Origin of the sequence: Shewanella sp. 8A, from assembly GCF_023475945.1 — a bacterium.
Lineage (GTDB): Bacteria > Pseudomonadota > Gammaproteobacteria > Enterobacterales > Shewanellaceae > Shewanella > Shewanella xiamenensis.
Genome location: NZ_JAMDJP010000010.1, coordinates 112532 through 125570, shown reverse-complemented (window position 1 = coordinate 125570; position 13039 = coordinate 112532). Strand labels below are relative to the sequence as shown.

The 13039-nt window shown below is 45.7% G+C and carries 9 protein-coding genes and 1 pseudogene; 9 read left to right on the top strand and 1 reads right to left on the bottom strand.

Annotation, left to right across the window (positions count from 1 at the left end):
• Positions 1-142: 142 nt before the first annotated feature.
• The 3 genes from rmuC to M0413_RS09965 all read left to right on the top strand — a co-directional run bounded on the left by rmuC (position 143) and on the right by M0413_RS09965 (position 4645).
• Positions 143-1756: a DNA recombination protein RmuC gene (gene rmuC / locus M0413_RS09975; protein ID WP_249553989.1), complete on the top strand. Its 1614-nt coding sequence runs from the start codon at positions 143-145 to the stop codon at positions 1754-1756.
• Between the two features lie 68 nt (positions 1757-1824).
• Positions 1825-3750: a transglycosylase SLT domain-containing protein gene (locus tag M0413_RS09970; RefSeq protein WP_249553988.1), complete on the top strand. Its 1926-nt coding sequence runs from the start codon at positions 1825-1827 to the stop codon at positions 3748-3750.
• A 193-nt stretch (positions 3751-3943) separates the two neighbouring features.
• Complete coding sequence (locus M0413_RS09965) at positions 3944-4645, top strand: EAL domain-containing protein (RefSeq protein WP_069454835.1); 702 nt, start codon at positions 3944-3946, stop codon at positions 4643-4645.
• Positions 4646-4916: 271 nt separating this feature from the next.
• Here the strand turns inward: M0413_RS09965 and M0413_RS22935 are convergent, their stop codons facing one another.
• The gene (locus M0413_RS22935) at positions 4917-5042 is read right to left on the bottom strand and encodes a hypothetical protein (RefSeq protein ID WP_259474865.1); all 126 of its coding nucleotides are present in this window, start codon (positions 5040-5042) and stop codon (positions 4917-4919) included.
• A 407-nt stretch (positions 5043-5449) separates the two neighbouring features.
• On the opposite strand from M0413_RS22935, the gene M0413_RS09960 reads away from it, so the two are divergent.
• The 6 genes and pseudogenes from M0413_RS09960 (at position 5450) to M0413_RS09935 (ending at position 12986) form a co-directional block, all read left to right on the top strand.
• Positions 5450-5965: a hypothetical protein gene (locus tag M0413_RS09960; RefSeq protein WP_037431639.1), complete on the top strand. Its 516-nt coding sequence runs from the start codon at positions 5450-5452 to the stop codon at positions 5963-5965.
• 183 nt (positions 5966-6148) lie between these two features.
• Positions 6149-6934, top strand: a pseudogene (locus M0413_RS09955) (transposase).
• Positions 6935-7504: 570 nt separating this feature from the next.
• Positions 7505-8014 (top strand): SF0329 family protein, encoded by a 510-nt coding sequence (locus M0413_RS09950; protein WP_172587331.1) that lies wholly within the window; start codon positions 7505-7507, stop codon positions 8012-8014.
• Between the two features lie 726 nt (positions 8015-8740).
• Positions 8741-9652, top strand: a complete 912-nt coding sequence (locus M0413_RS09945; RefSeq protein WP_047539638.1) for an AAA family ATPase — start codon at positions 8741-8743, stop codon at positions 9650-9652.
• Between the two features lie 98 nt (positions 9653-9750).
• On the top strand, positions 9751-10791 hold the full coding sequence (locus M0413_RS09940) for a DUF58 domain-containing protein (RefSeq protein WP_249553987.1): 1041 nt from the start codon (positions 9751-9753) through the stop codon (positions 10789-10791).
• Complete coding sequence (locus tag M0413_RS09935) at positions 10788-12986, top strand: transglutaminase TgpA family protein (RefSeq protein ID WP_413740134.1); 2199 nt, start codon at positions 10788-10790, stop codon at positions 12984-12986. The genes M0413_RS09940 and M0413_RS09935 overlap by 4 nt, the downstream gene beginning before the upstream one ends.
• The last annotated feature ends 53 nt before the right edge of the window (positions 12987-13039 follow it).

Genomic DNA, 13039 nt, shown 5'->3' with positions numbered 1-13039 from the left:
TTCATCCCTCACACTATATCAACCTAAGCGACTAAGTCTTGCTCATTTGAGTCATCAGCTAAACAGATTGTTTATTAAAGCACTTGAAGCCTTTCTAGGGGCATGCGACCCTAGGCGCCATCGCAAAAGGAGTGCTAGTAAGATGCCATTTTCTCAATCTTTTTCCCTCGCCCAGATCATCGGCCTAATCGCCGTGGCCTTTTTAGGACTGTTAATCGGTGCCCTACTCAATCAACGTCTCACCCGTTCTCGCTGGCAACAGTTTAAGGATGAGTTAGAACAAGAAATGCGCCAAGTAAACGAAGATGCAGAGCTTTCCCTCGCGCAGCAGCAAATCTTAGTGGACGATAAAGATAGCCAACTCCGTCAATGCCAGCTGCGCCTAGAGCAAAAAATCGAACATCTGGGCAAAGCCGAGGCCTTAGCCGAGCGCGTGCCGAGTTTAGAGCAACAATTAAACGATAGTCATCGCCGTCAACTCGAATTACAACTGGCGTTGTCTAAATCCAATGCCCTACAACAAACCATTCAGGCCAAAGCGGATGCCCAGCAAGAATCACTGCGGGAAAAGATCGCCACCCTAGAAAGTGCCGAAGTACGTCTGCAAACCCAATTTGAAAATCTCGCCAACCGTATTTTCGAAGAGCGCAGCGAAAACTTTAAACACCAAAACGCCAATCAATTAGAAGGCGTACTTGGGCCGTTAAAGCAACAGTTAGAAGGTTTTAGGCAGCAAATCCGCGAATCCTATAACCATGAGCAATCCGAGCGTAGTGCACTCAAACATCAATTAGAGCACTTGCGTGAGCTCAACTTAAAAATGAGCCAAGATGCCATTAACCTGACAAAAGCCCTAAAAGGCGATAACAAGCAGCAAGGTAACTGGGGAGAGGTCATTTTAGACCGCGTGCTGCAAGAAAGCGGCCTGCGCGAAGGCCACGAGTACCATACCCAACAGGATCTCAAAGACGACAGCGGCAAACGCTTTAAGCCCGATGTCATCGTGCATTTGCCTGAAAATAAAGACGTGGTGATCGATGCTAAGATGTCACTTATCAGCTACGAGCGCTATTTTAACAGTGAAGATCCGCTGGTGCGCGAACAGGCCATCAATGAGCATGTGCTATCCATACGCAACCACATTAAAGGCTTGAGCCAAAAAGATTATCAGCGTTTACACGGGCTTAAAAGCTTAGATTATGTGCTGATGTTTATCCCCATCGAGCCCGCATTTTTGTTGGCTTTAGAGCATGACCCAAGCCTTGTTAACTTTGCCCTTGAGCAAAATATTATGCTGGTCAGCCCAACCAACCTCTTGGTTGCCCTGCGTACCATCAATAATATCTGGCGTTACGAGTATCAAAACCAACACGCCCAAACCATTGCCAAACAAGCAGGCCGGATCTACGACAAACTCTGCGGCTACCTCGACGATATGGAAAAACTTGGCCGCGCTTTAGATAACGCCGAGAAAACCTATCACAGTGCTATGAATAAATTATCCTCTGGCAAAGGCAATTTGGTGCGTCAAGCGCATTTAATGCAGCAACTGGGTGTTGATACCAGCAAACAACTCGATAAGATGTTACTTGAGAAGGCGCTCAATGAAGCCTTAGACGACAGTGATATTGATGAAACCAGCGAGTTCGAAAACGATAGCTCAGCTAAAACAACTGAACACCAAACTAGGGTAACAAAAATTGAGGATGCCACCGCACTCGAACAACTCAACACCCAAACGCAGCAAAACGCCTAAATCACTATTAATCCTGAATCGATAGGGAAAAATCGATTGTAACCTTGATGCCCGGAGGCAAGTTCTGCATGTGCAACCCATTCACAAAGATGGTGTTATCCAGCGCAATTATTATCGCAGGTGCATTTAATGCCTCTGCGGCTTTTGCTTTAACGTCGACCCAAAAGACTTTTCTTGAGGCTGAAAAAGCCCTGAAGAAACAAGACTATGCAACCTATAAACCCCTGCGTGCTAAGTTAGGTGAATATCCGCTGGCGATCTACTTAGACCATGATATCGATATAGGTCGGCTCAATGATTTACGCGGTAATGACGCTAAGTTTTTGATAGATAAATATCAAACAACACCAATGTACCAAAGACTGCGTTCGAAATATTTATTGAATGCTGGTAGCCAAAAGCGCTGGAACGATTTTCTGACGCTGGCTCAAGATGCGCCAACCGATGTCAGGCTACAGTGTTATTTTTATGAGGCAAAACTTGCCAAAGGTGAAACTCAAACCGCCTATACCGCCGCGCAGTCGCTATGGGTCTATGGTGATTCCCGTCCGAAAGAATGTGACCCTCTGTTCAATGCTTGGACCAAAGCGGGCAAGCGCACTCAAGAGGTGATTTGGGCACGGATGTTAGTGAGCTTCGATGAAGGCCAAACCAGTCTTTTGAGCTTTCTATCGCAAAAAATTACGGTCCATAGCGCCGAAGCCAAACGCTTAGTCGCGGTATTTAAAGATCCCAATAGCCTGCGCCATACTGAAAAATTTAAAGACAAAAATCCTATTGTTGGCGATATCGTTGCTGCTGGGTTAAAACGCCTTGCCCGTAAAGATCTCGACCAAGCCATCAATTTATATACTCGGTATCAAAAAGCCAAACGTTTTAGTCCCGCGCAAGATCTACAGCTGCAAAAGTATCTGGTGCGCCGAGTATTGATTGAGCAGGATGATAATTTTAAAGACTGGGCAGATAATCTGCTGCCAGAGATGAAAAGCGACGATATGTTCGAACGTCGTTTACGTTGGGCGATTCGCGAGCAGGACAGCACCCATATTGCTCGCTATTTAGATTTATTATCACCTGAAACGCAATCCAAAGAGCGCTGGCAATATTGGCTGTATCGCACCAATGCCAAACACGCCCCAGAAAGCGCCACCAAAGCCCTAGCGGCCGTTAGCAATGAGCGCGGCTTTTATGGTTTTGCCGCCTCACAATTATTGAATAAGCCCGTATCGCTAAATCAAAGTCCTGAGCCGGTTATCAATGGGAACAGTCCAAAACTCGAAGATGATTTGGGTTTTGTGCGCGTACAGGAGCTGATGGCGCTCGATCGTTATTTCGATGCCCGCTATGAATGGGTGGCACTGCTCAAACGCAGCAATAATGACATGCGTGCTCGTTATGGCCGTTATGCCCATGATCAAGGCTGGTATGACTTTGGCGTCGAAGCCAGTATTCAAGGCAAACTTTGGGACGACATCCCCCTACGGTTCCCAATGGCGCATCAATCGGGCTTTGAACATGCGAGCAAAAAACACAAGGTTAATATCGATGAAATCCGCGCCATTAGCCGACGCGAAAGTGCGTTTTTCCTTTATGCAACGTCTGGCGTTGGTGCCCGCGGTTTAATGCAGATTATGCCCGCCACCGCCAAGGCCACAGCAAAAAAACACGGTGCTAAGTACAACGATCCAAAGGATCTCTACAGTGCCGAACTTAACTTAAACTTAGGCAGCGCCTATTACGCCCAATTATTGAAGGAGTTCAATCAAAACCGCGTATTAGCCACAGCCGCTTATAACGCAGGCCCATCAAGGGTTCGCCGCTGGTTAGCTGAATCAAATGGTCAACTCGATGCGATGAGTTTTATCGAGTCTATCCCCTTCACCGAAACCCGTGAATATGTACAAGCCGTGTTAAGTTATCGCTTGATTTACGAAGCGCAAAAACAACAGCCACAGCCTTTATTTAACGAGGCTGAGCTGAAGTTCCATTACTAAGGACAAAACTAAATGCGATAAAGGTGGCCAAGGCCACCTTTATCGCATTCACTAACATAATACCGTTTCAAATTCATACCGTTAAGCTATGTATATAAAATCAGCAAACGCACATCACTCAGGCAAACTTATTTGCACTTAGCACTATTAAATGCGAATAATTAGCAATTAGTCATTATCCATGCGTTGCTACATGCTCAAGCTCAGCGGTTTATCCTTAAGTTGCGAATACCAACCCTTCGTTTGCCCTCACACTAAACACATTCATGGTTATGAAGCACTCGCCCGTTTCTACCTTGAGCAAGGTCAAGCCATCGCTCCTAATCTGGTATTTGAGCAGTTACACGAAAACAGCGATGCACTTGCTTCAATCGAGTTTCAGGCCAAAGCCTTTCAACTTAAACACGCTCCTGCTGAACAAAGCTTATTTGTGAATGTCGATCCCCATGCAGCTAACGGCGTGCATACCCAAAAGTTACTCGACCTACTCTCCAGTCACCCGCAAGTCACAGTAGAGATTATTGAGAATACCTGCATTAATGACGCCGAGCTTGCCAATCAACTGTTTCATCAATTTAAAGCAGCCAATATTAACGTGGCACTTGATGATATTGGTGCGCCCCACTCCATGCTGTCGGTCGATTTAATGATGAATGTGGATTACCTGAAGTTTGATCGTCACTGGCTAAATTTAGTTGCCGAACCTCACGGCATCGCACTACTCAGTGCATTGATTGAATTTGGCAAACGCACTGGCAAACAATGTATCCTCGAAGGCATAGAAACCGACGCCCAGCTCCAGCTAGCCCGCGAGCTGAATGTCGATCTAGTACAGGGATTTTTATTCAAACCTTGGTTTATCCGCCCAGAGCAAAGCGAAAAGTTAATTTGTTAGGAAGAATAAAGTGTTATACAAAAATGGCAGAGTGCGTATTGGTTTGCCGCCATTAATAATGTTAAGGGTTCTTCGAATTTTATAGTCACATAGTGCAGATATTGATTGTCATTGTTTTTCCAGCAACGCAGCCAAAGCTGAATCGAATATGGCATTAATACATTGCCACTACTTCCCCAGTGACACGCCGCCTATTTAACAAGAAGTATCCCTATAGACTCGACGGCGGTATCTGCAACACATGGAAGTGTAAATGCCACGTTCACATGGCCTATGATGTTCCCGACATCATAGTGGCATTTCCCATATCCTTATGGGTCAGATGTGAAAGAGCGGCCATGCCGCCAACGGTCACAGTTGCAACAGTGGCAATCTTAACGACCATTGAACTGTTCATCAGGCTAAAAGCTTTTTGCCCCAAAGCAATTCAGCATTCCATTTTTAGACTCCGCTTTAATTTCATTTATGCATGAGATCTTATAATCCATATTTGTTCAGCTATGAGCGCCATTTCCTAAAATTTAAGTGTCTATTCATGACAACCTGAGGAGGTTTGTATGGACACTTAGAATAAAGGTCATCCCATGGGCCAAAAACGCTATAAAATCAAATAACTATATTAGCTGGCTTTTAGTTAATAGGTTTGGAAAATGCGCATGCGTGTTTTTCCAGATGGTGTATTTGGCAGAAAGCTGATAAGTTCTTTGCATACAGATAGTTAACCGTGCGCGTTTTCACTGGTCTAACGAGGTAAACGCGCATGCGCACGAATAAAATGTTAGGCATTCAAAGGAGTTTGTGCCAATGATGAATCTTTATGGTGCGCTAATTACTCAGTTGGTTAGAGCATTAACAGGTGCCTTATATACTGATGAAGAAATAAAAAGAATTACCAGTGGTGCCACGGGTAAATATTTAAAAGAATTTTTCCCAGCAACTCAAGATGAGAAAGGTGCTCACAATAGAATTGCAGCGGCAAGAAGCCACATAGAATCTGCTGGAAGTATAATTCGGGATATGCAAGACGATCTAGAGGCTCAAGATCGACAGCTCAATGAACTACTCACAACCATTGATGAGAAAAAGAAACTTGCAGACCGATACCAAACGCTAGCAGAGACTAATCAACAGACATTTGAAGCATTTAGACAAGAAATGGAAGAAGCTTTGCGTCGTGAATTAACAGAGCAAGCAAATCAAGGTAAAAGGCTTAGACAGATAGCTTCAGGAATAATCTGGTTGGTGACTTTAATAGTAGGCGCCGCGCTTGGGACTTACTTCAAGGATATTGTTGCTTGGGTTGGAGAATTCCTCACCTAATGTGCAATGTATCCCTAACAAGTTACTCAAAAGGACGCAAAACGCTTGGCTTGTGCTCCTTCATCGCTAAGTTTAGCCAAGCATTTATGCGCCCATTAGTAACAAAACAGGACACCCAACCTTAATAGCGCGGTAGTTAACATCCAACTATGCTTTGGTTAAGCATTGAACAAGGAAGTTTGTATGCCACGCCCTCGTAGAACTCAGATAAGTCTTGAACTATCACCTTAACATCAATCCCTATTACCATTGCTGTAGCCGCGTGGTGCGGCGGGCTTTTTTATGTGGCGATGATAGTTCGCCAAAGGTGAGTTAGTTGAAGCCCATGAGGTCAGCAGATTAAAGCATTCAATCGCCATTTACCGTAGCCGTTTATGTGATATTTCATGGTTTATGCGCTGCCTCAACGAACCCATTGCAAGGCAAGCAAATCAAGAAGATAACTGCACAGGTCGCTTCTGGGAAGGTCGGTTTAAATCGCAAGCATTACTCGATGAAGCCGCCGTGTTAGCCTGTATGACTTACGTTGATTACTCTTTATTAAAAGAAAGTCCCATTAGAGCACAACTCGCTAATACACCAGAAAAATTCGACCATACCAGTATTCAACTACGTATTCGGGCGGCGTTAAAAGGTGAGCAGCCGAGCAATCTACTACCTTATATTGGTAATGAGTGCGACAACCAACCCAATGGCATTGCATTTTCCTTAACGGATTACCTTCAATTGGTGGATGATACCGGCCGAATCATTCGCAATGATAAACGTGGATGCATCAGCGAAAGTAGCGCCAAGATACTGAACAGATTAAATATTCCCCATGACAATTGGCTCAAGCTGACAACCGAATTTAGCAAGCTATTTCATGGTCCAGTGGGCACCTTGCAAGAACTGACCGATTACTGCGAACACTTAGAAAAGCGACGATGGCATTTTGCATCAAGCTGCCAGCACTTGCGCTGCAACTGACAACGACTTATATAACTTCGAAAATAACCCTTGCTGAGTATTTCCTAAGAACTGGGATGATTTACCTCGTCTGAAATGCTCCATTTTTTAAGGGATTAGCGAAATTTATTGCCTTAGATGCTGTCCCTACGACTTTTGATGGTTCTTTTTTTAACAATGTTAACTTTTACAAGTTGTAGGCAAACATAAAGTACATTATGTTATTGATTTATATTGGGTGGCTAGATTTATTGTTAGATTTATTTGTTGTTATGGAACTTTCGAGTTGTTTACAAAGGTGGTTTAAAAAACAGAGATACTGATTACACCGCAAGGGTTAGCGTTAATGTATTTGGGCACAAAAAATTATGCTTAGATCCAATAACGAAAACTAGTAAAAAGTTTTGCAACAAAGCAAGAAGAACTAACTGTCAAATTTGGACAGTTAAATGTGAGACTTGAGAGATTAGACAAAGATGACCCTGTCTTTAAAATATTCAGCCATATCTTTCGTTAAGGTGGTGTGCGCAAACATCATATTACGTTGCTCACAACTTAAGCGGGCGTTATGTGTTTAAAGGAGTTTTATCTGTGAAATGGAGTAAGTTGAAATCGCTGGTAGAAGACCAGTTTTCACAATCACTTGGTGGGAGAGTTTCTATTTTCAGCACAAGATATGGTAATTGTACTTGTGGTCACGCTTGGCTGACCCTTGATAAGGAAGTTATCGCTAATTTCTGTACAAGAGCATTCTGGAATCGCGCTGCTGGCAATTATCATTTTAAGGATGGACGGTGGGTTACTGACTCACCAGTTCCTGAGCATGTATCTGCACATCAGAAAAAGTCTTATGGCGAGATGGAGTACGGTGAACTTTCAAGGCAAGATGTTTATGAGGCTTGCTGGAGTTTTGTGCACGATCTTAGTATTGATGAGTCTATATCTTCTGAAGATCCTCTAATTCAGTCACTTGCAATGCTTGATAAACGATTGGGAAAACGCAGATTAAAATCTATAGATCAAGCTAAGTTGCACCCTTTAGCACAAAAGCTATTAACCGTGCGCCTAGAATCAGAAGGTTTTCGAGTGATAAGCACATAACAAACCACTCTCGATCGAGTTCATTGAGGCACAAACATGTAGGCTCCCTTCGTTAAGCTATTATTCTAGCCTGCGTTTTTAAGTTCCTATCCTAAATTTATGTATTAAAGCTTATCACCTAGTTCGCTTTCGTCCCAAAGCTACTCCGTATTTCTTAAAACCTACAGGCGACACCGATGCAAGGAGGGTGAGTCGTGGTGATTAGCGAGACGACCGTCCGCCCCCGGCCACTTTTTTGCATCCATACCATCGCAGTATTCGTGGATCCATTCACATAAGACGGGCTGCCCTGCGTCAACGGATGGACTTGATCAACATCCCTGTTTAACGGCCAGTTCGCCATCTGATAGGCAGGACGCCTGAATGTCGTGCAATGCAGGGACGCATGAGAACGACCATAGCTCTCGTTCATAAACTTAGAAACCTTAGGTTTCTATTCACCGTGTCGTCGAGTCAATGACATGGGTCGCCGATAGACCTGAGCAAAAAAGAAATTAAACAGCGAATAAACCCAACATCTAATTGGCAGTTTTATCTACTCTATTAACGCTTTTCAGCCTCAAATCATACAGTGTGCAGATAATCGAATGCTTCGGCTCACCTCTCTATGGACAATAGGGATCTCACTAAGCCGTTTGATTTTACAGTAAAAGTGACTGGCTAAGCGCGGCATATTCCGCCATAGTGGTAGAGCGAATGACCTCATCCATGCACAAGGAGTCTCCCGTGGCACATTCTGGTTTAAGCCAACTATTACAACAACTTGAACAGGTTTTATTGGGCAAGCCACGGCAAATTCGCTTAGCCCTCGCCTGTATTCTCGCCCGTGGCCACCTGTTAATTGAAGATTTACCCGGTATGGGCAAAACCAGCCTGTCCCATGCCCTCGCCCAAAGCCTAGGCTTAAGTTATCAACGCATTCAATTTACCAGTGATATGCTGCCCGCCGATATTCTCGGGGTATCTATTTTTGATAAACACCAAGCGCAATTTGTGTTTCATCCAGGTCCGATTTTTAAGCAGATGGTGCTGGCCGATGAGATTAACCGCGCCAGTCCTAAGACGCAAAGCGCCTTGCTCGAGGCCATGGCCGAGCAGCAAATTTCTGTCGATGGTATAACCCACAGATTGCCCAATCCATTTTTTGTGATTGCTACGCAAAACCCGACTGAGCAATCAGGCACCTTCCCACTGCCCGAATCCCAGCTCGACCGCTTTATGATGCGGATTTCCATTGGTTATCCGAGCCACGATGCCGAGCTTGCGATGCTCAAAACAGTACAAACGCCGCAAACCCTCGATAATCTGCCCCAATGTTTAACCCCTTTGGCGTTAACCCAATTGCAGGAGCAATGCGATAAGGTCACTGCATCCGATGCACTGCTTAATTATATTTTGGCCTTAATCCATGATTCTCGCAGCCAAACGGACGCCATTGGCCTGTCGCCACGGGCAACCAAAGCCCTGTTACAAGCAGCCAAGGCTTGGGCATTTTTAGAAGGTAGACACTATTTAGTGCCCGAAGATGTGCAGGCGGTGTTTTGCAGCGTGGCAGAACATCGACTGCGCACCAGCAGTCAATTACAGGGAGAAGCGCTCTCGGAGCGGATCCTCGCAGGTGTGAATCCGATCATGTAACGGCTCAATCAGCCATTAAATGTGAATATTGATAAGAAGATGAGGACAGTGTGAAACGCGTGTTTTCTGCTTTTTGGCAGCGCTGGTTGGCAAGGCGCATGCCGCCCAGTTCTGAGTTCACCTTAAGCCATCGCAGTATCTTTATTCTGCCCAGTGGCTTTGGGTTTGTTTGGCTGGGGCTGGTATTGCTACTGTACTTGTTTGGTACTAACTATCAGAACAATCTCGTGATTGGCCTGAGTATTTTGCTGCTCAGCTTATTCAATACCTGCATTCTCTATAGTTACAAAAACTTAGCAGGGCTACGACTACGGGCACTCACGCCGCCGGAGGTGTATGCGGGCGAGACGATCACTTTTCCTATTTTGCTTAACTCAAACCACAGCAGCCATCATATCAGCCTAAATTATCCGAATAATTTAGGTTATTTAGTCAAACACGTTGGCACGCAGGACGAGCAAGCGCTAGTGTCGTTTGCAAATCAGCAGCGTGGAATAGTCTCCGCTGGACGGCTAAAGATTGAATCCACCTACCCTTTAGGACTCTGCCGTGCTTGGTCGCATATCGACCTTGATAACGCCCATATTGTCTATGCCCAGCCACTTGAAAGCCCCTTACAGCTTGAAGCCGCAACGGAATCCGGACAGGACGAACCGCTTGAGCGGGCAGGCAAATATATTGTTGGCATTGATGAATATAAAGGCCTTAAACCCCATGTGCTCGGTGAGTCATTAAAGCAAGTGGCATGGAAACAATGGGCCCAAGGGCGTGGCATGTTAACCAAGGAGTTTGAACAGCCCCAAGGTGATCCGGTCTGGTTAAAATTAGCCCCTGATCCTACGCGCCTCGAACAGCAGCTCAGTCAATTAAGCTGGCAGGTGAACCGCTTAAGTCAGCTTGAGCAATATTTTGGCCTTTGGCTGCAACAGCCTAATGGGGAAGATATTATTCTAGCGCCCGCCCTCGGTAACTCGCACCGAATCGCCTGCCAAAGGGCGCTGGCGCTTTATGGAACTCATGCACAAACGCACGATACAAGCGATAAATTATCGGTTAATCATGGACTTAGCCATAAGTCACATATTCCTCCCCACAGGCATAGCACTCAAACAGCATCACATGTTGAGGATCGCCTATGAGCCTCAAATCAATGACCAATGCAATCGCCACTGAAAGTGCAGACCAACAACATCTTAATTCATCCAAGGCGAGTGCAGCTCAGCTAAATGCCTATCGCGCTAATGGACCTCAAACTGGGGATAATATCAGTCGTCAAACCCTGTTTTGGCTATTGCTCACCAATTTAGCGGTGCTCAGCCCGTTATTTGATAAAACCACCCCTTGGACCCTTGGGATCTGCGCTATTTGCTTGCTGTGGCGCATTGGTATCTATGTCGGCAAAGTCGCTAAACCTCCCCGTTATCTTGTCACAAGCCTTGCTATCGGCGCGGCAATCACGCTGGCACTGGTCTCGGGCACAATTGGGCTATTGAACGCCTTAGTCAACCTACTCATTTTAGGTTATGCATTAAAATACATTGAGATGCGAAGTGTTAGGGATGTCAGAGCCGTTGTGATTGTCGGCTACTTTTTAATTGCCCTCACCTTTATTGACCACCAATCCATGCTCAATACCGTGCACCTTATTGGCGTCACGATTATCAATACCTGCGTACTGGTCACCCTCTACCAAAACCAACATCGCTGGCAACACACGGCATGGATTGGGGCTAAGTTATTGCTGCAAAGTATGCCCTTAGCGTTATTACTTTTTTTGGTGCTGCCCCGTTTTGCACCGCTTTGGCTTGTACCCAATATGAAGGAAGCCCAAACCGGGCTCTCGGACTCCCTTGCCGTGGGCGATATCAGTAAACTCACTCGCTCATCGGCCTTGGCATTTAGGGTGAGTTTTACCGATGCCAGCCCCACGCAAGCCGAACTCTACTGGCGCGCCCTAGTGCTGGAAGATTATGACGGCTTAACATGGCGCCAAGATGCGGGTATCAAACAAATTCAAAAGGATGCGTTTTTCTTTCCACCCTCAAGGCCAGATCCTGCGCGGCAGTTGCCCTCGTTAACGCCAAAAACACAAAACAATACCAGCAATAGCCAACCAAGGGTTTACCGTTACCAAGTGGTTGCCGAACCCAGTCATCAACCTTGGCTATTTGGCCTTGATGTGGCCTACAGCCAAGATGATAAGCTGGTGAATTTGCCCGACTATCGGCTCTATGCGCTGCGTAATGTCGATCAACGAATGGGCTACAATGCCAGTTCGTGGCCACAGGCGAAAATGGATCTCACCTTAAGTGACAAACAGCGACAAATAAACCTAAATCTGCCACCAAACAGCAATCCCCGAGCGCGCCAACTCGCCGCTGAATTTAAGGCTAAATATCCAGAACCCCATAAGCGACTTTGGGCCATGATGGGCTATTTTAATCAACAGCCGTTCTTCTATACCCTCACGCCACCACCGATTGGCCGCCAGCAAGTCGATGACTTTCTGTTTGAAAACAAAGCAGGGTTTTGCGCCCATTATGCCTCTGCCTTTATTTTTATGGCGCGCGCCAGCGGCATACCAGCACGGATGGTGACAGGCTATCAAGGAGGCGAATACAACCCACAGGCCAATTACCTCAGCGTGTATCAATACATGGCCCACGCCTGGGCCGAGGTGTGGCTCGAGAATGAAGGCTGGGTGCGTTTTGATCCGACCGCCATGGTGGCACCTAATCGGATTGAACAAGGCTTTGATGCCGAGTTTTCCCCTGAGCAAAGTTACCTGCAAGAAAGCCCTTTTAGCAGTTTACGATTTAAATCTATGCCTTGGCTCAACGAGTTGAGGCAACGCTTTGCTAGCGTTGATTATTACTGGAGTTTGTGGGTGCTCGGTTTTAATCAAGAACGGCAGAACAAAGTGCTAAGCGGTATTTTAGGAGAAGTCACTAAGGCCAAAGTCGCAATGTTTATGAGTGTGTGTATTGGGCTTATTGGCCTCTATATCGCCTACAGCGTAGGGCTATTTCGCTTTAAAAGGGAACAAGATCCCATCAGTGCAAAGTACCAACGCATTTGCCAGCGACTCAGTAAATTTGGCATCGTCCGCCCAGCCCACTTAGGCCCGAACGCCTTTGCCGCGCAGCTTATTGACACGCACCAGCAGCAATCCCCTCTGTTTTGTCGTGAGTTTGACACGTTCACCCAAAGCTACGTCGCACTAAAATACCAAAACCTGACGGATAACAACTATCAAGTGGCGCTAAAGCGTTTTAATGCCACGGCCAAAGCCCTCAACTGGCTGCTATTTGGCCCAAGTAAACAGTTAAAATAGATAGGATAGACCGCGGGCGGACAAGATTGTTGAATCTTATAAATCAAACACAT